Genomic DNA, 18004 nt, shown 5'->3' on the forward strand with positions numbered 1-18004 from the left:
AAAACATGCGAATCACCACCCCGCCGAGCCTGACGCGGCGGCAACTCTGGAAGGCGGGCGGCGCCCTCGGGCTGGCGAGCACGCTTCCCGGCAGGGCACATGCCGCATCCGCCACCAGCGTGCCTGCTTCCCTACGGCTGACCGCCGCACCCGGCCGCGCATCTATCGTCGGCAATGACCATCCCACCACGGACGTCTGGTCCTACGGAGGCTCGGTCCCCGGGCCCGTGTTCCGGGTCCGACAGGGAGCGAGGTTCCGCGCCACCGTGGAGAACCGCCTCGACGAGAACACGACCGTGCATTGGCACGGCATCCGGCTGCCCAACGCCATGGACGGCGTGCCCGGGCTGACACAGCCGGCGATTAGGCCCGGCGAGAGCTTCGCCTACGAATTCACGCCGCCCGACGCCGGAACCTTTTGGTACCACCCCCACGACAACAGCCTAGTGCAGATGGGCCGCGGACTGGCCGGAGCGCTCATCGTCGAGGAGCGGGAGCCGCCCCGGGTGGATCGCGAGTTGGTTTGGGTCATCCAGGATTGGCGCCTGACGCGCGATGCCCAGGTCGCCCGTGGCTTCGGCAGCCGCATGGAGGTGGCGATGGCGGGCCGCCTCGGCAACACGGTCACCGTCAACGGGCGGGTGCCAGACGCACTCAGCGTCCGTGCGGGGGAGCGCGTGCGGCTCCGCATCATCAACGCGGCCACGGCGCGCATCGTGGCGCTGCGGTTCGAGGGACACCGGCCCGTCGTCGTCGCGTTCGACGGCCAGCCCTGCGAGCCGCACGAGCCTGTGGGCGGGCGACTGCTGCTCGGCCCCGCCATGCGGGCCGACATCATCCTGGACATGGCGGGCGCGCCTGGGCGCCGCTACGCCGTCATCGACGACTTCTACGGCCGCCTCGCCTACGAACTCGCCGCGCTCGCCTATGACGGCTCCGCGCCTCTGCGCGACCATCCGCTGAACGCCCCGGTCCGCCTGCCGCCGAACCCACTTCCCCAGCCGGATCTCGCCGCGGCCGAGCGGCACGAACTCGTGCTCCAGGGCGGGATGATGGGCGGCATGGGCATGATGGGCATGCGCGGGGCGGCATGGGCCATCAACGGCACGTCCATGACCGGCAAGGGAGACACGCACATGCCGCCGCTACTGACCCTCGCGCGCGGCCGGACCTGCGTCCTGTCTCTCCGGAACGAGACCGCTTGGTGGCACCCGATGCACCTGCACGGCCACAGCTTCCGCGTCCTGACCCGGAACGGCACGGCGGTGGCTGGGGCGGAATGGGGCGACACGGTGCTCGTCGAGCCGCGCCAGACCGTGGAGGTCGCCTTCGTCGCCGATAATCCCGGCAATTGGATGCTGCATTGCCACGTCATGGACCACGAAGTCAGCGGCCTGATGGGCGTGCTGCGGGTGGCCTGACCCAACCCGGAAACCGACAAGGAGAGCCAATGATGAGCTCAATTTCCCGCCGCGCCGCCCTCTTGGCGGCCGCCAGCATCCCGCTGCCCGCGCTAGCGGCCGCACCCATGCAGGTCACGCTCTACAAGAGCCCGCAATGCGGCTGCTGTGAGGACTACGCAGCCTACCTCCGGGGGAACGGCTTCGCCGTCGACGTGCGGCCGACCCACGATCTCTGGAAGATGAGCCGCGCCGCTGGCGTCCCCGAGGAACTGGACGGCTGCCACATCGCCACGGTCGACAGCTACGTCGTGGAAGGTCGCGTCCCCGTCGAGGCCATCCGCAAGCTCCTGGCCGAGCGGCCGCCGCTCAAGGCCATAACCCTACCGGGCATGCCGCCCGGCTCGCCGGGGATGACGGGGACCAAGCAGGAGCCCTTCCAGATCCTCGCCGTCGCCCGAGACGGCAGCACCAGTGTCTACGTGACTATTTGAGGAGGCCGCAGATGACGACCCAATCGAACCTTGCCGGAACGCGCGTGCCGTCCAGCGGCATCGGTGACCTCCTCCGCTCGGCATTGCGGGGGCGGCGCGCCCTGGTGTTGCTCGGGCTCGCTGCAATGGCCGCGGGCGTTTCCTGGCAGTGGACCTGGCTCACCGCGATCGGCGTTGCCCCGATCCTGGTCAGTGTGGCGCCGTGCGCCGTCATGTGCGCCCTGGGACTGTGCATGACCGGAAAGTCGGGCAGGTCGTGCCATGCAAGGGAACCCCAGGTGGAAGCGGGTTCGACCGCGTCCACTCCGAAGGCATCGGACCGGCCGCGTGAGGTCGAGGCGGCCGAAAGCTAAGGAGATATGGCGCTGACAAGGATCTCAGATCACCTGCTCAGCGCCTTCTCTGCTGGGAGCCGCCGCGCATGTTGTCCCGGCTCGTGATTCTTCTGGAGGTAAGTGGTGAGGCGACCAGACAAGGAACGATGGCGGCAGCGAAGACTGCTGGTCGCCGCGGCCATCACTCTGTCCGCGGCGGTTGGCAGCGTGACCTTGCTCACATGGCTCGGCAGATCTGGCCCAGGATCCAATGCGATTAATTCCAGCGATCCCGCGCAGGTCGCCCTCGGCCGCCGCATCTACGCCGAGCAGTGCGCGCAGTGCCACGGCGCGAATCTTGAAGGCCAGCCAAACTGGCGGTCGCGCAGGCCCGATGGAAGGCTGCCGGCGCCCCCGCATGACGCCTTAGGCCATACTTGGCACCACGCGGACGAGACGCTGTTCCGGATCGTCCGGGAGGGTACCCCCGCTGTCGTCGTCGGCGGCTACGAGAGCGACATGCCAGGCTTTGGAAACCTCCTTTCGGACGCCGAAATCCGTGCCGTCCTCTCATTCATTAAGAGCACGTGGCCGGATCGCGAGCGCAGCTTGCAGGAGCGGCAAAGCCGCATCCAGAGAGACGCAGGCAATCAGGGTGGCCAGGAGAATAGTGTGGTCCATGGGCAAGGGTGTTCAGGCTCTCTCGCCCACAAGCAAGTCCCCATGGGAATCGGCTGAGGGCCGCGGCCGATCATTTCTCAGAGCGACTGGTAAACTCAGACTCCGACGGATTCTGCTTGTGGCGACGCGGCGGCGTCTGATTCGATGTCCGGCATGGCTGGTGCAGTGCTGAGCCCTGCGGACCGCGCGTATTTCCTGGCGATGCTGCGGCGCCAGACGAACAGCGCCGTGCATCGCCGGATGAACGCGCTGTTGCCGCTCGACGATGGCTGGACGGCAGGGCGAGTGGCAGAGGCGCTGTTCATCGAGGCGGAGACGGTGCGTGAGCACAGCCGGCTCTACACCGCGGACGGCCGCGCGGGGGTCGAGCGTCTGGCTTATGCCGGGCACGCGCCGCTGCTGACGGAGGCGCAGAATGCGGCGCTGGTGGCCGAGTTGTCGGCGCGGCTCTACATGACGGCCAAGGCGGTCTGCGGCTTCGTGGCCGACCGCTTCGGGGTGGCCTACACGCCACACGCGATGGCCAAGCTGCTGGGCCGAATGGGCTTCGTCTGGAAGCGGCCGAAATGCATCCCGGCCGAGGCCGAGGCCGATGCCGCCGCGCAACGCGCCTTTCTGGAGACCACGCTGGCGCCCCTGATGGCGGCCGCCGAGGCCGATCCGGCGCGGCCGCTCTACTTCGTGGACGCGACGCATCCCGCCTACGACGCCCATCCCGCCTGCGGCTGGATCCGCCGCGGCGAGACGCGGACGCTGAAGAGCAACCACGGCCGCGTCAACGTGACCATGAACGGCGCGCTTAGTTGGCCCGGCCGCGAGGTGGTGACCCGCGAGGCGGACCGGATCACCGGTGCCGAGATGATCGCGCTCTTCCAGGACCTGGCGGCACGGCATCCGCAGGCCGAGGCGATCAGCGCCGTGGTCGACAACGCCACCTACAACCGCGCCGCCAGCGTCCGAGAATGGCTGGCAGCCGAGGGGGTGCCGCGTCAGGCTGGTCTACCTGCCGCCCTACGCTCCCAACCTCAATCTGATCGAGCGGCTGTGATGGTTCTTCAAGAAAAAGACGCTGTGGAATGCTCACTTCCCCACGCTTGCCGACTTCAAGACCGGCATCCGCAACTTCTTCAGCAACCTGACGCAGTGGAAGGCCGCCCTCGCCTCCCTCATCACCAACCGATTCCACCTCATCGGGGTGTAGCCAAGGCAGATTCCAACCGTGACGAGGTTTATCAGGAATGACCGAACCTGATTCGACTTCGGGCGGGCACTGCCGGTCGCATGGAAATCCGAAGCCGCGCAAGTGTTGACAAGGGAGAGGGCCGCTCAGCGGCGCCGAGGTCCGGGCGTCGCACCTGCCCCACCCCTTTCACTGGTGATCACGCGATTGACGACCCAGTCTGGTTGGCCCTGAGGTGGCCTCGGCGGAGTTGGATGACGCGGCCGCCACGGATCTTCCCGGTGATGGCGTTCCAGCCAACCGCACTGAGCGACCCGGTGGGCGCGTGGCCCGCTGGGGCACTAACGGCCTGAGGGTGGCGGCAGGTCGGCGACCGTCAGGCAAGCGGGCCCGCCGATGCATGCCCACGGACCGCAGCCAGGATAGGGGCCGGGCCACAGACCGGCACCGGCGGGCATTCAGCCCTCGTCCTGCGGGCTGGCCGAGGTCATCTCGGCGACCGCCCAGAACACCAGGACCATTACGACGATCTCCCAGCCGATTGAGGCCGCGAGGCGCTCCCCTGATCCAGGGGCGTTCGCCGCCGGGGCAGGCGTCAGCCGGAGCTTGTGCCAAGCCGCCAAGCCGAGCAGGACGCCGACGAGCGCCACCTTCGTCAGCAGAGCCCAGCCGTAAGCCGTGGTCACCAGCACTTCCAGGCGCCCGACCAGGAGCCACGCCAGCACCACCCCCGCGAGGACGAGGCCGCCCACGGCCCAAATGGCGACTCGTGTCCACCCCTCGACCATCCGAGCCGCCGCCGGGCCGCCACGCCTCGAGGCCAGTGCAAGCGGCCACAGGCTTCCAGCCCAGAAGGCAACCGCCAGGAGGTGGATCACCAGAGCGGCCGCGAGCAGCAGCCGTGGCTGGTGCTGCGTGGTGTGGCCGACGCCAGTGAAGCTGACGGCAACAGCCAAGATCCCTGCTGCCCCAACCACGATGGCGGCACGCCCGATCCAGGCAGCCAAGGCCACTGCGATCAAGCCTGCCCATGCGATCACGACGGAGACGCCGGGACGGGACGTCAGCATCATGTCCCAGACTTCTGTGTCGAGCGGGTCCCCATCTGACGCCAAGGCCACCTGGGCCGCCAACCAAGCGGGGCTGGAGGCCAGCCCCACCGCCACCATTGCCAGCGTCACGCGGCGGCAGGCTGCGGCGTCCCGCGGCTCCTGCAGTCGCCCGAAGCCGAAAGCGAAGATGCCCAACCCCGCCGCCCCGAGGCACGCCACGTAGCAGACGATACGCAGCGCCGCGGAGATCCCCCGGAGCCACTCCGGCTCCGGCCGCAGCAGCTCCAGGATCACCGGGTGGCGTTCACGGCGAAGCGCACCGCCCCACTCATGACGTGTCCGTCGTCGCCCATGGCGCGCCACTCAAGGCGGTAAGCGCTCGGCGGAAGCGTTGCGGTCGCCCGACTGGAAGCCGCACGCCCACCTTCACGACGCACCTAATGCTTGACGAGCGCAATCGTGCGGTCGACCTGTTGCCGAACCGGCAGGCGGACACCCTTGCGGCGTGGCTGCGCCAACACCCGGGCGTGGAGATCGTGGCGCGGGACCGGGCAGGCACCTACGCGGACGGGGTCGGGCAGGGCGCGCCCGGTGCAATCCAGGCGGCGGATCGCTGGCACCTGCTGCGCAACCTCGGCGATGCTGTCCGGACCCTCATTGAGCGGCACGGCAGCGCCACCCGCCGGGCGGCACAGCGGACCGCCGCCTGGATTGCACCGGGCGCGCCGCCGCCCCCGGCTCGCCCACCGAACGCGGCGCAGCGGGCGAGCCGGGCCTCACTCGATCGCCGTCATGCGCGCTACGAAGCGGCGGCGGATCTGCACGGCAGGGCATGTCGATCAGCCGCATCAAGATGATCAAGCGAACCATGTAAGGCCGAGCAGGCTCCGATCTCCTCCGCGCCCGCGTCCTCCATGCAGCGTGAGACCGCAACGACAGCACGGAAAGTGCGGGAGAACCTAATTTCTGCTGGCCTAGACAAGCACCGCGTGCAGTGTGCTCGGCGCTCGGTAGATGGGGACTGCCTTTTGGCAGTGGGACCGCGACAGCGGGCGGCCCGTCCCGCGAAATCCCGTCAGGACACGGTAAACTGTCCCATCATGCCGTTATCCTCGTGCTCGAGGACATGGCAGTGGTACATGAACGGCGCCGTCGAGGCTGGCTGGTCGAATCGAATCAGGAGTTCGACCGGCTCTTTCACCAGAACCGTATCTCTGGCTCCCTGATCGAGCAGGTCGGGCCTTCCGCCATCCCGACGCAGCACATCGAAATGCACACCATGGATGTGGATGGGGTGCTTCATCATCTGGCCTGAGACTTCCCAGATTTCCACGTTGCCAAGCCTCACCCGTTCGTCGACGCGGCCCATGTCGAACGGCTTGCCGTTGATCGTCAGGGCCATTCCGCCGCTAGCTCCCATCATGCCACCCATCCCCATGTTCAGAACCAGGCGGCGGCGCCGAACGGCCTTGGCGGGATCGGGACGAACACGCGGGACGAGGAAATCCGGTGCGGAGGTCCTGGCGCCGGAGTTGGCCATCGCCCGGGGCGCAAACCGCAGCACCGTCATTGTTGAGGTGGAACCCGCCGCGCCGGACCGGCCGCCCATCATCCCGGTGCTTCCCATCATGCCCATCATCGACGCATTGGCATCCGGGCCGGTCACCAAAGAGACCGTCCTGCCGTCGGCGAAATCCACGAGGATCTCGGCCCGTCGCCCGGGCGCCAAGGTGAGGCTTCGCAGTGCCACCGACCGTTCCAGCAGGCCGCCCTCGGTGCCTATCCAGTGGAAGCCGCGCCCGTCGCTGAAGGAAAGGTCGTAGATGCGGGCGTTGGAGCCGTTGACCAGGCGCAGCCTGACCAGGCGGTTCGGCACCGCGGCCAGGGGATTGGCCGCACCGTTCACCAGAATGGTGTCGCCCCGCCGGCCCTGCATGGCGGTCATCATCCCCGCAGGCATCACCAACCGCCCATCCTGGAACTGGCGGTCCTGGATCAGCAGCGGCAGGTCATCGACGCCGTAGTCAGACGGCAGCCCCAGGCCCTGCTCCTCCTGGTCGGTCACGATCAGCATCCCGGCCAAGCCGGAATAGACCTGCTCTGCCGTCAGGCCATGGACATGCGAATGATAGAGCAGCGTCGCCGCCGGTTGGCGGATCGGCAGGTTCGGGCGCCAAGTGGTACCGGGCGGGATCAGCTGGTGCGGACCGCCGTCCAACTCGCCGGGAACCAGCAGCCCGTGCCAATGCACCGTCGTGTCGGCCGACAGCCTGTTGGTGACGGCGACCTTCACCTCGTCGCCGCGGTGGACCCTGAGCGTTGGCCCGAGATAGCTGCCGTTGTACCCAAGCGTGTCGCTTGGCCGGCCTGGATAGAAGGAGGTCTTCCCGGCCTGGGCGCTCAGAGCGATGACCTGTCCCTGCTGGCGGGCGTCGAGCAAGGTCGGGATCGGGAGCGGACGGTCGGTTTCCGCAGCGCTGGCGGGAGTGGCAAACTGGCGCGAGCAGGTTGCGGAAAGCAGCAGCCCGCCGCCTACGAGCAGGGAGCGCCGGTCAAGCTTGGGCATCTCAGATCCGCTCCAGCGCGCTTTGGAGCTTTCCGGCGACCGCGGCGGCCTTTTGGGTGAGGCCAGGATTCTCGATCGCTTGCATCGAGGCGACCGGATCAATGGCCGCGATCTCGACGCGCCCTTCGGAGCGTTCCTGAACGACGACGTTGCACGGCAACATCGTGCCGACCTTGTCCTCCACCTGCAGCGCCTCGTGGGCCACTGCCGGATTGCAGGCGCCCAGGATGGGGTAGGGCCGGAAATCGACGCCGATCTTCGACTTGAAGGTCTTCTGCACGTCCATTTCCGGGATGACGCCGAAGCCCTCCAGCTTCAGCGCTTCACGCGTGCGGGCGACGGCATCTTCGAACCGCGCATCGACCGCCTTGGAAAAGTAGTAGCTCATGGCTGTCTCCTTTTATGAAACAAAAAGCGTGCCCACACTGCGGTAGAGCATGTACGCGGCAACGGCGAAGATGACGCCCGCGAAGACGCGGGTGAGCATCCCCTTCCGGCCCGCCAAGCGGACCGCCAGGCGCATGCCAAGCGTCCCACCGGCCACCCCACCGACGATGAACATGCCGGCCACCGGCCAATCGACGAGCCCGGAGGCCGCGTAGTTCACGGCGGTGGCGGTGCCGAAGGCTCCGACCGACAGCAGGGATGAACCCACGGCGTTCAGGATCGCCATGCCGCTGCCGAGCATGATGCCGGGCACGATCAGGAACCCGCCGCCGATGCCGAAGAAGCCGGAGAGCAGGCCGGTCAGGAAGCCAATCCCCGCCAGCCGAAGGCCGATGGCCGGCGTGATGCGCACAGACGGATCGCCCTCGCCGCCGCGCCGCAGCAGCATCGCCACGCCGACCGCGATCATCACCAGGGCAAACAGCAGCAGCAGCCAGTCACCCTGGACCGCCTTGCCGATGGTCGATCCCAGGAGCGCACCAAGCACGCCCGCGACAGCGAATACGGCCGCGCAGGGCCACTTCACCGTGCCATTGCGCGCATGCTGCGCCAGGTTGGCGAAGGCGTTGGCGGCGACCGCCAGAGCACTGGTCCCGATAGCCATGTGCGCGTTCGGCAGGCCGACGACATAGAGCAGCAGCGGCACCGCCAGGATCGAGCCGCCGCCGCCGATCAGCCCGAGCGCGAAGCCAACGACGGAGCCGGACAGCACGGAAAACCCAGCCTGCAAGAGCGAGAGGTCCATCATAGGTTCAACCTGCTCCCGCTTCAGCGCCCGGTGCTCGGGGCCGGCGAGGCTGGCGCGCCGGCTCGTGACCGCAGGCGGCCCATCAACTCAAACGCCGCCATGGCCACGAGCATCGCGATGACGAAGATCGCCACCGGCCGGAAGGCGAGCCCCAGGCCCGCCAGCGCCGGGCCGGGACAGAGCCCGACCAGACCCCAGCCGATGCCGAAGATCGCCGCGCCGACGATCAGGCGCGGGTCAATGTCGCGCGCGGTCGGCAGGCTGAAGGTTTCGGCGAAGAGCGGTGCGGACCGCTGGCCGAGGATGAGCCGGAAGCCGATGGCGGCTGTTCCCGTCGCGCCGACTAGAACCAGGGCAAGGCTCGGGTCCCAGTTTCCGGCGATATCGAGGAAGCCCAGCACCTTGGCCGGATCGACCATCCGCGAGAGCGTCAGGCCCAGGCCAAACAGCGTTCCGGCCGCAAGAGCGGCGATGGTCTGGCGCATCTCAGCCCCCCATCACATGGCGGGTGACGAACACGGTAACCATCCCGGCGGTCAGAAACACGCCCGTCGCCACGAAGGAGCGTGGTGACAGACGGGCGATGCCGGCGACGCCATGCCCGCTGGTGCAGCCGCTGCCGAGCCGCGCGCCGAAGCCGACCAGCAGGCCGGCGACGATGAGCAGCCCGGTCGATGAGGTCACCGCAATCGGCGGCACCCCTCCGGCCACGGCCGCATAGAGCAGCGGCGCGGCGATCAGGCCCAGGATGAAGGCCAGCCGCCATCCAGCATCGCGCACCCTGGACGCAAGCAGCCCGCCCACGACGCCGCTGACGCCGGCGATGCGGCCGTTCGTCAGCAGCAGCACCACCACCGACAGCCCGATCAGGACGCCGCCGAAGAAGGCGGAAACGGGAGTGAAATTCTCCATGGATACGGCTCAGCTTTTGGGGTTGCGGATGGCCGCGCATCCGGTTTCCTGGAAGTGGTTGAGCGGAATCTTCAGGTAGGAGACCCCGTTCGCCTCGGGCTCGGGCAAGCGGCCACCACGAATATTGATCTGCAATGCATCCAGCAGCAGGCCGGGGAAGGCCAGCGTCCGGTCGCGCTCCTGGCGCATCCGCAGGAACTCGTCCTCGCCCACGCCGTCATGGACGTGGATGTTGTGCTGGCGCTGTTCGGCCACGGTCGCTTCCCACTGCGGCGCGCGCCCGCCCGGCTGGTAGTCGTGGCCGGTGAAGAGGCGGGTTTCCGGCGGCAACGACAGGATGCGGCGGATGCTGCGGTAGAGTGCGCGGGCGTCACCGCCGGGGAAATCGGCCCGCGCCGTGCCACTGTCGGGCACGAACAGCGTGTCGTGGATGAAGGCGGCGTCGCCGATGACGTAGGTGATCGAGGCCGCCGTGTGGCCGGGCGAGAAGATGACCTCCGCCTCCAGCTCGCCGACGCGGAAGCGGTCGCCGTCCTTGAACAGGCGGTCCCACTGCGAGCCATCGGCCGGAAAATCGGGGAGGTGGTAAATCTCCTTCCAGATTTTCTGTACGGTGATGACATGCTCGCCAATGGCCGTCGGCGCGCCGAACACCTCCTTAAGGTAGGGCGCGGCGGAGAAGTGGTCGGCGTGCGGATGGGTGTCGAGAATCCACTCCACCGTCAGCCCCTGCTCGCGCACGAACGCCACCATCCGATCGGCAAGCTGCGTGTGGGTGCCCCGGCAGGCGCGGTCGAAGTCGAGCACCGGGTCGATCAGCGCGCAGCGCCGGGTCGCGGGGTCCGCGACCACGTAGGCGATGCTGTTGGTCTCCCCGTGGTAGAAGCCGGTCACTGCCGGACGATGGTCAGCCATGGTCACCTCCTTGCATGGGCATTCCGCCGCTGGGGCGGGGTTGGGCCGTTAATCGCGTGTCGCTTCACGCATCCGTCGTCGTGCCGTCCGCTGGCGGGGTGCCATCGGTGGCCAGGGCGGGTGCCGCGTCCCTGGCGCAGAACAGCTCGTAGAGCAGGCCGATCAGCCGCTCCGCCGGCTCGCTGCCCAGGCGGTAGTAGACGGTCCGCGACACGCGGCGGGTCATCACCAGCCCATCCGCGCGCAGCCGGGTCAGGTGCTGCGACAGATGCGGCTGGCGCATCTCCAGCAGTCGCTCCAGCTCCCCGACCGATTTTTCGCCCTCGGCCAGGGAACACAGGATCAGCAGCCGGTGCTCGTTGCAGAGGGACTTCAGGAACCGTCCCGCCTCGCCCGCCCGGCCGCGCATCTCCGATACATTCATGGTTGATAATCTATGAAGACAGAATATGTCTTCAAGGCCACCACAGCTAGGAAAGCTCACATGGCTAAGAGGATCAGGATCAACGACAGCCTGACGGTCGATACTGGCCAACCGACCCGGGAGGAGCTGGAACGCCTCCCCCGGGAGGGCTTCAAGGCCGTGGTCAACCTGCGGACAGCCGGGGAGCAGAACCAACCTCTCCCGCCGGATGCGGAGGGTGAGGTAGCCCGCAAAGCGGGCCTCGACTACGCCCACATCCCGGTCGCCCCCTCCGGACCGCAGCCCGAGCAGGTGGACCTGTTCCGGTCGCAGCTGTCCGAACTACCTGGACCGGTTCTTCTGCATTGCGCCTCGGGGAAGCGGTCAGGCGTTCTCGGCATCCTTGTGCTTGCGGCTCAGGAAGGACTGTCCGGCGAGGACGCCCTCGCCAGGGCGCGGGAACTCGGATTTGACTGGAGCAGCCCCGCCCTCGAAGACTTCGTGAGACGCTACCTGCAACACGAGTAGGCAGACCCACGAGCCTAGGCTTGGGCCAGACGGCAACGACTATCCTGGGAGGTGCCGCATTGCCTCGTCTGATTCGCTCCCAAGGTGGGGGTCATTGCCTCATCTGAGATGCTCCCGAGCGGCGATAGGCCGCGGAGGGAGCGATGAGGCGGGTGAGCATCATGACGTGGGATGAGCTGGTGGCGGCGGTGGCCGGCCGGTGTGCGGGCTCCGGGCGGGCGGAGAGCGGCCGGATCCTCGACGAGTTCGTCGCGATCACGGGGCACCACCGCAAGCACGCAGCGCGGCTACTGCGGGGTGGCGGGGCGGCGTCGCCCTCGGGGCAGCGGTCGCCGCGGCGGGTCGGCGGGCCGGTCCGCGAACTCGACCAGCCGCGCCTGTGCCGCCCGGATCTGCGCCAGCAGCCGCACCGGGTCGAGCCGCGCCACCATTGCCGTCACCCGGCTGCGCACCTCCTCCGGCACCCGTGCGTCCGCCAGCAACCGCTGGCATGGCGTCGCCGGCGCGTGATAACGCTTCCTCACCAACGCCCCGTCCCGCTCCTTCTCGGCCAGCTTGAACGACGGCTGGAAGAAGTTCACGAACAGCCACAGCGAGCGGTAGAGATCCGCCAGTGCTGCCGCGGCCTCGAGCCCCTCCAGCCGCCGATAACCTACAAACCGCCGCACCACGGCCCCGTTCTTCTGCTCCACGTGGGCCTGGTCATTCTTGCGGTATGGCCTGCAGCGCGTGAACTCCACCTTGGCGCCTTCGCAATAAGCCTTCACCGTCTCGTTCATAAAGACGCTGTCGTTGTCCGTGTCGAACCCCAACAGCGGGAACGGCAGCACCTTCCGCACCTCGCCCAGCACCTCGGTCATGAGCACCTGCTCCCGCACCAGCAGCGGCGCGCACTCCGTCCAGCCGGTCGCGATGTCCGTCAGCACCAGCGTCTGCACGTAGCTCCCCCGCGACGTCGGACCGCTATGCGCCACCAGATCGGCCTCCACGAAGCCCGGTGCCGGGTCGCCCCAGTCCGAGAAGGTCCGCACCGGCACCCTCCGCCGCACCGCCGCCGAGGGCGGGGATCGACTGCGCCGCCGTCCTACGGCTTTCTCCCTCACACCCGCCAATGCACGGTCGACCGTCGCCGCACTCATCGCGAGCAGCCCGATCCTGACCTCCGGCGCGAGCTGGAGATGCCCGTGCCGCTCCATCGCCTCGACCAGCCCAGGCAGCAGCACCCGTAGCCGCTTGCCGCAGATCCGGTCCGACGCCTCCCACAGCACAGAGGTGGCCCAGGGAATCTGAACAGGTTAGATGAGTGGAGTTTCTGCCTGACGGCGGCCAGGATGGCCGCAGCTTAGGAGAGACGATGAGCAAGCGACCTCGGCGGAACCATTCCCCGGCCTTCAAGGCGAAGGTGGCGCTGGCTGCCGTGAAGGGTGAGAAGACGCTGGCCGAGCTGGCCCAGCAGTTTGACGTGCACCCGAACCAGATCACGACCTGGAAGGCCCAGCTCCTGGAGGGAGCTGCCGGGGTGTTTGGTTCCGAGACGCGACCGGACCCGGCCACGCCGGCGGTGGACGTCAAGACACTTCACGCCAAGATTGGCGAGTTGACGCTCAGCAATGATTTTTTGTCCGGCGCGCTCAGCAAAGCCGGCCCGCTGAGCGCAAAGCGATGATCGACCGCGAGCACGCCCTTCCCATTACCAGGCAGGCGAGCCTCCTTGGGATCAGCCGGGGCAGCGTCTACGACCTGCCACAACCGGTGCCGGCGGCCGATCTTGCGGTGATGCGCCGGATGGATGAGCTGCACCTGGAGTTCCCTTTCGCGGGTAGCCGGATGCTGCGAGATCTCCTGAACAAGGAAAGCGTCGAGATTGGCCGATGCCATGTTGCGACGCTGATGAAGCGCATGGGCATCGAGGCGATCTACCGCAAGCCGAACACGTCAAAGCCGGCGCCGGGCCACAAGATCTACCCGTATCTGCTGCGCGGGATGAGGATCGAGCGCCCGAACCAGGTCTGGGCCATGGACATCACCGACGTGCCCATGGCTCGCGGCTTCGTCTATCTCGCCGCCGTGCCGTGCCGCGCGCCGATCAGGATGAGAATGCGTATTGCCTCATCCAGGACTGCTCCCGAGCGGGCGTCCGTTGCCTCATCCGATTGCTCCCGGGGCCGAGCCACTGCCTCACTTCCGATTGGCCGTTGCCGCACGCCCTGCTCCCGTTGCCTCGTCGCCTCGCTCCCGTGCGCCCGTGTCACCGTCCCCGCCGAATACCATCTGCCGTGCCAGCTCCGCCCTCCAGGTCTTCACCCGCCTCTGCAAGGTCCGCAGCAATTTCGTCGCTTGCCGCAGATCCGGTCGGACGCCTCCCAGAGCACGGTCAGGGCCTCCCGGACGGCGTCATCGTAGACCCGCCGCGACCGACTTTGCCCTGGCCGCGCCGGTCCTCCCCGCAGCAGCCGCCCAGCATGTTTCCGATGATGGCCCGTGATCGCCACGAACTCATCCAGGATCAGGCCCCGCTCCGCCCGGCCCGAGCCGGCGTACCGGGCCGCCACCGCCGCCACCAACTCGTCACGCGTCGCCATGCTCACCCGCCTCATCCTCGCCTCCGCAGCTCGTCGCCGCTCGGGAGCATCTCAGATGAGGCAACAGTCCTGCGCTGGGGTACAATTCAGGTGAGGCAATGCGCGCCCGCATCCAGATTGTCGCGCCATAACGGCGCCCGTGCCGCATTGCCGACGTTGTTCAAAGGAGAAAACCGGCTCGGCGGGTGGCTACGAGGTCTCGCCGCCCGAGCGCATGTCAACACCGTGGTGGTGGCACTCGCGGCCAAGCTGGCACGGATCATCTGCGCGGTCCTGCGGAGTGGGCAGCGGTTCGAGATGAGGGCAGCGGCAGTGTCGTAGCCCGAGGATCAGCCGTTCGCGCTCACCCGGCGCGGGCGGCTGGATGAGGTCTGCGGGTGGTGGAAGCGAGATGGCCTGACAGTCGACCGGCGTTCCCGATACCTGGCGCAAAAAATGGCGCTCTGACGCCGTTAGTTGTTGATTGCCACTGAGATCTGACCCGGTTTGGGGTGAAGTTGCCACTGAGAGTTGACCCATGTTCGGACGCTAGCCTCGGCCTTTCAGGCGGGGGCGGCGGGAGTGTTGGACATGGCGTTATTGAGCGTTATCCGGCGCTGGCATTTCCGGGAGCACCTGTCGATCCGCTTGATAGCTCGCCGGACCGGCCTGTCGCGGAACACCATCCGTAAGTACCTGCGGGCCGAGGCGGTGGAGCCTGTTTTCAGGACCCCTGATCGCCCCAGCAAGCTGGATCCCTTTGCTGAGCGGCTGGCAGTCTGGCTGCGGGCGGATGCCCGCAGGCCGCGCAAACAGAAACGCACGGCCCGGCAGTTCCACGCGGAGTTGGTCGGGCTCGGCTATGATGGCTCATACCGACGTGTCGCGGCCTTTGTGCGGGCGTGGCAGGACGACTGGCTCCGCCAGCAGCAGACCACCGGCCGCGGCGTCTTCGTGCCTTTGATTTTCGGTCCGGGTGAGGCGTTCCAGTTCGACTGGAGCGAGGAGCACGCCCTCCTCGGTGGCGAGCGCACCAAGCTGCAGGTTGCTCATCTCAAGCTCTGCCACAGCCGAGCTTTCCTGGTGCGGGCCTACCTGCTGCAGACGCACGAGATGCTGTTCGACGCCCACAACCATGGCTTTCGTGTGCTGGGTGGCGTGCCGCGGCGGGGCATCTACGACAACATGCGCACTGCCGTGGACCGGATCGGCCCGAGCCGTGAGCGGCAGGTCAATGCCCGCTTCCTGGCCATGGCGAGCCACTATCTGTTCGAGCCCGAGTTCTGCAATCCAGCATCGGGTTGGGAGAAAGGTCAGGTCGAGAAAAACGTTCAGGACGCGCGGCACCGGCTGTGGCAGCCCATGCCCCAGCTCGCTAGCCTGGAGGCGCTGAACGCCTGGCTGGAACAACGATGCCTCACCCTCTGGGAGGAAATCCCGCACGGGACCGAGCCCGGCAGTATCGCGGCCGTCTGGCGGCAGGAGGTGGGCTGCCTGATGCCGGTTCCGCGGTTCTTCGACGGCTTCGTGGATGAGACCAAGCGGGTCTCGCCGACCTGCCTCGTGCACTTTGACCGCAATCGCTACAGCGTGCCCGCCTCCTTCGCCAACCGCCCGGTCAGCCTGCGGGTTTATCCCGACCGCATCGTGGTGGTAGCCGAGGGCGCTGTCCTCTGCGAGCACCGGCGGGTCATTGAGCGGTCGCATCACGGGCAGGGACGGACGATCTATGACTGGCGCCACTACCTGGCCGTGATCCAGCGCAAGCCCGGCGCCCTACGCAACGGCGCGCCTTTCGCCGAGCTGCCCGAGGCCTTCCGGCAACTTCAGCGCCACCTGCACGGCCGGTCCGGCGGCGACCGGGAGATGGTCGAGATCCTCTCCCTGGTCCTCCAGCACGATGAGCAGGCCGTGCTCGTCGCCGTGGAGATGGCCTTGCAGGACGGCGTCTCCACCAAGACCCACATCCTGAACCTGCTGCACCGGCTCACCGATGGAGCAACCTCTCAGGTGCCGCCGATCGAGGCGCCCCAGGCCCTGGTGCTGGCGCAGGAGCCCAAGGCCAACGTCGCCCGCTATGACAGCCTGCGCCCGAGGCAGGGAGGCCGTCATGCGTCATGACCCGGCGGCGGCCGCCATCACCATCATGCTGCGCAGCCTCAAGATGCACGGCATGGCGCAGGCCGCGGCCGAACTGACCGAGCAGGGCGCGCCCGCCTTCCAGAGTGCGCTCCCCATCCTGTCGCAGCTGCTCAAGGCGGAGATCGCCGAACGGGAGGTCCGTTCCATCGCCTACCAGCTCAAGGCCGCACGGTTCCCGACCTACAAGGACCTGGCGGGCTTTGACTTTGCCAGCAGCCAGATCAACGAAGCCCTGGTCCGCCAGCTTCATACCGGTGCCTTCATGGAGAAAGCCGATAACATCGTGCTGGTCGGTGGGCCCGGCACAGGAAAGACCCACATCGCCACCGCGCTCGGCGTCCAGGCCGTCGAGCACCACCGCAAGCGCGTGCGGTTCTTCTCCACGGTGGAACTGGTCAATATCCTCGAGCAGGAGAAAGCGGCGGGTAGGACCGGGCAGGTCGCCGCCCGCCTGCTCCACGCCGACCTGCTGATCCTCGACGAGCTGGGATACCTGCCGTTCAGCCCCTCAGGGGGTGCCCTGCTGTTTCACCTGCTCAGTAAGCTCTACGAGCAGACCAGCGTCGTCATCACCACTAATCTCAGCTTCAGTGAGTGGGCGGCGATCTTCGGAGATGCCAAGATGACCACCGCTCTCCTCGACCGGCTCACCCACCATTGCCACATCCTGGAGACCGGAAACGACAGCTTCCGCTTCAGGAACAGCTCCGCAACCCAAGCCCAGCGTGAAAGGAAGTCACCGCCAAACTGACGGGATCCGAAAACCCCGCACACATCCACAACCCGGGTCAGATCCTCGTGGCAACCCCGGGTCAGATCTCAGTGGCAATCAACAGCCATAGGGCTCGTGCAGATCGCGACCTATGGCCTGTAGTCGATGAACTCCAGCGTGGTGGACACGCTCAAGCGGCGCAATCGCAGTGATCTTCCCCTGCTCGGATGCCACGAAGATCATCGGCGTTCGGTCTCGTAGATTCATCCCGAGGCAGGCAGAGAAGAACTCGTGGCGGAGCAGAGGGGAACGCGAGCACGCTGCGAGCTGGTTCCACTCGCTCTGCAGGGACTCGAACTCGCTAACTGTGTCAATCACTCTGATGGTCATTAAGCCCTCCCCTTTGTTCTTGAAGGTCCTCCACTGCATGACCCGCTTAATTGGGCGTCCCAGACATCGCAGTCCTCATCGCCAAACACAGATCAAGCGGCCCCAGATTGAGGCAATGGAGAACTTTTTTATTGTTGCTAATGTGCAGCTTCTGCAGCAGTACGCGGAGCGTTTCCTCGATCGCTCTTCCTGATGGCGTACTAGGCGGTGTGGACGGATTCCGGAGAGTTGAATCTGGGCTGGATTCACTGGCTGCCTGATCGGTGATTCATAGCGGGTCGGTTCCGGGGAGGCCGACCATGCTGACGAGGATGACAGAGCAGGACTGGGCGGTGGTGCTGGAGGTGTTCCGGGCGGCTCGCTCGCGTCGTGGCGACAAAGGGCGTGACGACCGGAGGTTCCTGGAGGCGCTGCACTACTTCACGGTCCACAACATCACTTGGCGGGCGCTGCCGGCCGAGTTCGGGCCGTGGAACAGTGTCTGGAAGCGCTTTTGGCGCCTGAGCCGCACCGGCGTGTTCGAGGCCTTCTTCCAGCTCCTGGCTGAGGCCAGCCCGAC

Annotated in this window: 18 protein-coding genes and 4 pseudogenes; 12 read left to right on the plus strand and 10 right to left on the minus strand. The window is 67.3% G+C overall.

Translation table 11 applies throughout. The features are described 5' to 3' along the window. Positions 1 to 5: 5 nt before the first annotated feature. From ACO1BU_RS22640 to ACO1BU_RS22660, 5 genes are all read left to right on the plus strand, one after another. Complete coding sequence (locus ACO1BU_RS22640; protein WP_424138234.1) at positions 6 to 1421, plus strand: multicopper oxidase family protein; 1416 nt, start codon at positions 6 to 8, stop codon at positions 1419 to 1421. Positions 1422 to 1453: 32 nt separating this feature from the next. Next, complete coding sequence (locus tag ACO1BU_RS22645; protein WP_424138235.1) at positions 1454 to 1894, plus strand: DUF411 domain-containing protein; 441 nt, start codon at positions 1454 to 1456, stop codon at positions 1892 to 1894. Positions 1895 to 1905: 11 nt separating this feature from the next. Continuing rightward, a complete protein-coding gene (locus ACO1BU_RS22650; RefSeq protein WP_424138236.1) occupies positions 1906 to 2247 on the plus strand; it encodes a hypothetical protein in 342 nt (113 codons plus the stop codon). A 189-nt stretch (positions 2248 to 2436) separates the two neighbouring features. Further along, the gene (locus ACO1BU_RS22655) at positions 2437 to 2946 is read left to right on the plus strand and encodes a c-type cytochrome (RefSeq protein ID WP_424138268.1); all 510 of its coding nucleotides are present in this window, start codon (positions 2437 to 2439) and stop codon (positions 2944 to 2946) included. A gap of 87 nt (positions 2947 to 3033) precedes the next feature. After that, positions 3034 to 4131, plus strand: a complete 1098-nt coding sequence (locus ACO1BU_RS22660; RefSeq protein WP_424138237.1) for an IS630 family transposase — start codon at positions 3034 to 3036, stop codon at positions 4129 to 4131. Between the two features lie 396 nt (positions 4132 to 4527). On the opposite strand, the gene ACO1BU_RS22665 is transcribed toward ACO1BU_RS22660, so the two are convergent. Then, a complete protein-coding gene (locus ACO1BU_RS22665; protein WP_424138238.1) occupies positions 4528 to 5415 on the minus strand; it encodes a copper resistance D family protein in 888 nt (295 codons plus the stop codon). Further along, positions 5412 to 5558 (minus strand): copper resistance protein CopC, encoded by a 147-nt coding sequence (locus ACO1BU_RS22670; RefSeq protein ID WP_424138239.1) that lies wholly within the window; start codon positions 5556 to 5558, stop codon positions 5412 to 5414. The genes ACO1BU_RS22665 and ACO1BU_RS22670 overlap by 4 nt, the downstream gene beginning before the upstream one ends. A gap of 3 nt (positions 5559 to 5561) precedes the next feature. Here ACO1BU_RS22670 and ACO1BU_RS22675 point away from each other — a divergent pair, with 3 nt between their 5' ends. Beyond that, complete coding sequence (locus tag ACO1BU_RS22675; protein ID WP_424138240.1) at positions 5562 to 5978, plus strand: transposase; 417 nt, start codon at positions 5562 to 5564, stop codon at positions 5976 to 5978. Positions 5979 to 6196: 218 nt separating this feature from the next. On the opposite strand, the gene ACO1BU_RS22680 is transcribed toward ACO1BU_RS22675, so the two are convergent. From ACO1BU_RS22680 to ACO1BU_RS22710, 7 genes are all read right to left on the minus strand, one after another. After that, the gene (locus tag ACO1BU_RS22680) at positions 6197 to 7687 is read right to left on the minus strand and encodes a multicopper oxidase family protein (RefSeq protein ID WP_424138241.1); all 1491 of its coding nucleotides are present in this window, start codon (positions 7685 to 7687) and stop codon (positions 6197 to 6199) included. A 1-nt stretch (position 7688) separates the two neighbouring features. Next, positions 7689 to 8075 carry a DUF302 domain-containing protein gene (locus ACO1BU_RS22685; protein WP_424138242.1) on the minus strand — a complete coding sequence of 129 codons (387 nt, stop codon included), beginning with the start codon at positions 8073 to 8075 and terminating at the stop codon, positions 7689 to 7691. Positions 8076 to 8087: 12 nt separating this feature from the next. Then, a complete protein-coding gene (locus tag ACO1BU_RS22690) occupies positions 8088 to 8882 on the minus strand; it encodes a sulfite exporter TauE/SafE family protein (RefSeq protein WP_481133234.1) in 795 nt (264 codons plus the stop codon). Between the two features lie 20 nt (positions 8883 to 8902). Continuing rightward, positions 8903 to 9367 carry a DUF6691 family protein gene (locus ACO1BU_RS22695; protein ID WP_424138244.1) on the minus strand — a complete coding sequence of 155 codons (465 nt, stop codon included), beginning with the start codon at positions 9365 to 9367 and terminating at the stop codon, positions 8903 to 8905. Between the two features lies 1 nt (position 9368). Continuing rightward, entirely contained in the window at positions 9369 to 9794 is a 426-nt protein-coding gene (locus ACO1BU_RS22700) for a YeeE/YedE family protein (protein WP_424138245.1), read from the minus strand. 9 nt (positions 9795 to 9803) lie between these two features. After that, positions 9804 to 10709 (minus strand): MBL fold metallo-hydrolase, encoded by a 906-nt coding sequence (locus ACO1BU_RS22705; RefSeq protein ID WP_424138246.1) that lies wholly within the window; start codon positions 10707 to 10709, stop codon positions 9804 to 9806. A 64-nt stretch (positions 10710 to 10773) separates the two neighbouring features. After that, positions 10774 to 11133, minus strand: a complete 360-nt coding sequence (locus ACO1BU_RS22710; RefSeq protein ID WP_424138247.1) for a metalloregulator ArsR/SmtB family transcription factor — start codon at positions 11131 to 11133, stop codon at positions 10774 to 10776. Positions 11134 to 11193: 60 nt separating this feature from the next. Here ACO1BU_RS22710 and ACO1BU_RS22715 point away from each other — a divergent pair, with 60 nt between their 5' ends. Continuing rightward, a complete protein-coding gene (locus tag ACO1BU_RS22715) occupies positions 11194 to 11640 on the plus strand; it encodes a protein tyrosine phosphatase family protein (RefSeq protein ID WP_424138248.1) in 447 nt (148 codons plus the stop codon). Positions 11641 to 11942: 302 nt separating this feature from the next. Here the strand turns inward: ACO1BU_RS22715 and ACO1BU_RS22720 are convergent. Continuing rightward, positions 11943 to 12917, minus strand: a pseudogene (locus ACO1BU_RS22720) (ISNCY family transposase); the annotation flags it as partial. A gap of 77 nt (positions 12918 to 12994) precedes the next feature. Here ACO1BU_RS22720 and ACO1BU_RS22725 point away from each other — a divergent pair. From ACO1BU_RS22725 to ACO1BU_RS22745, 5 genes and pseudogenes are all read left to right on the plus strand, one after another. Next, positions 12995 to 13710: pseudogene (locus ACO1BU_RS22725) on the plus strand (IS3 family transposase); the annotation flags it as partial. A 644-nt stretch (positions 13711 to 14354) separates the two neighbouring features. Further along, positions 14355 to 14543, plus strand: a pseudogene (locus tag ACO1BU_RS22730) (IS110-like element ISMmg1 family transposase); the annotation flags it as partial. Between the two features lie 249 nt (positions 14544 to 14792). After that, positions 14793 to 16322: an IS21 family transposase gene (istA, locus tag ACO1BU_RS22735; protein ID WP_424138249.1), complete on the plus strand. Its 1530-nt coding sequence runs from the start codon at positions 14793 to 14795 to the stop codon at positions 16320 to 16322. Then, on the plus strand, positions 16312 to 17094 hold the full coding sequence (istB, locus tag ACO1BU_RS22740) for an IS21-like element helper ATPase IstB (protein ID WP_424138250.1): 783 nt from the start codon (positions 16312 to 16314) through the stop codon (positions 17092 to 17094). The genes istA and istB overlap by 11 nt, the downstream gene beginning before the upstream one ends. Before the next feature lie 662 nt (positions 17095 to 17756). Next, positions 17757 to 17963 (plus strand): annotated as a pseudogene (locus ACO1BU_RS22745) (transposase); the annotation flags it as partial. Positions 17964 to 18004 lie beyond the last annotated feature (41 nt).

This window comes from Roseomonas chloroacetimidivorans, from assembly GCF_049629625.1.
In the GTDB taxonomy this organism is placed as follows: Bacteria; Pseudomonadota; Alphaproteobacteria; order Acetobacterales; family Acetobacteraceae; genus Roseomonas; species Roseomonas chloroacetimidivorans.

Excerpts from the sequence above, each read along its gene's own strand:
- ACO1BU_RS22640 (WP_424138234.1), top strand. The coding sequence starts at position 6 with ATGCGAATCACCACCCCGCCGAGCCTGACGCGGCGGCAACTCTGGAAG.
- ACO1BU_RS22645 (WP_424138235.1), top strand. The coding sequence starts at position 1,454 with ATGAGCTCAATTTCCCGCCGCGCCGCCCTCTTGGCGGCCGCCAGCATC.
- ACO1BU_RS22650 (WP_424138236.1), top strand. The coding sequence starts at position 1,906 with ATGACGACCCAATCGAACCTTGCCGGAACGCGCGTGCCGTCCAGCGGC.
- ACO1BU_RS22660 (WP_424138237.1), top strand. The coding sequence starts at position 3,034 with ATGTCCGGCATGGCTGGTGCAGTGCTGAGCCCTGCGGACCGCGCGTAT.
- ACO1BU_RS22675 (WP_424138240.1), top strand. The coding sequence starts at position 5,562 with ATGCTTGACGAGCGCAATCGTGCGGTCGACCTGTTGCCGAACCGGCAG.
- ACO1BU_RS22680 (WP_424138241.1), bottom strand. The coding sequence starts at position 7,687 with ATGCCCAAGCTTGACCGGCGCTCCCTGCTCGTAGGCGGCGGGCTGCTG.
- ACO1BU_RS22685 (WP_424138242.1), bottom strand. The coding sequence starts at position 8,075 with ATGAGCTACTACTTTTCCAAGGCGGTCGATGCGCGGTTCGAAGATGCC.
- ACO1BU_RS22690 (WP_481133234.1), bottom strand. The coding sequence starts at position 8,882 with ATGATGGACCTCTCGCTCTTGCAGGCTGGGTTTTCCGTGCTGTCCGGC.
- ACO1BU_RS22695 (WP_424138244.1), bottom strand. The coding sequence starts at position 9,367 with ATGCGCCAGACCATCGCCGCTCTTGCGGCCGGAACGCTGTTTGGCCTG.
- ACO1BU_RS22700 (WP_424138245.1), bottom strand. The coding sequence starts at position 9,794 with ATGGAGAATTTCACTCCCGTTTCCGCCTTCTTCGGCGGCGTCCTGATC.
- ACO1BU_RS22705 (WP_424138246.1), bottom strand. The coding sequence starts at position 10,709 with ATGGCTGACCATCGTCCGGCAGTGACCGGCTTCTACCACGGGGAGACC.
- ACO1BU_RS22710 (WP_424138247.1), bottom strand. The coding sequence starts at position 11,133 with ATGAATGTATCGGAGATGCGCGGCCGGGCGGGCGAGGCGGGACGGTTC.
- ACO1BU_RS22715 (WP_424138248.1), top strand. The coding sequence starts at position 11,194 with ATGGCTAAGAGGATCAGGATCAACGACAGCCTGACGGTCGATACTGGC.
- istA (WP_424138249.1), top strand. The coding sequence starts at position 14,793 with ATGGCGTTATTGAGCGTTATCCGGCGCTGGCATTTCCGGGAGCACCTG.
- istB (WP_424138250.1), top strand. The coding sequence starts at position 16,312 with ATGCGTCATGACCCGGCGGCGGCCGCCATCACCATCATGCTGCGCAGC.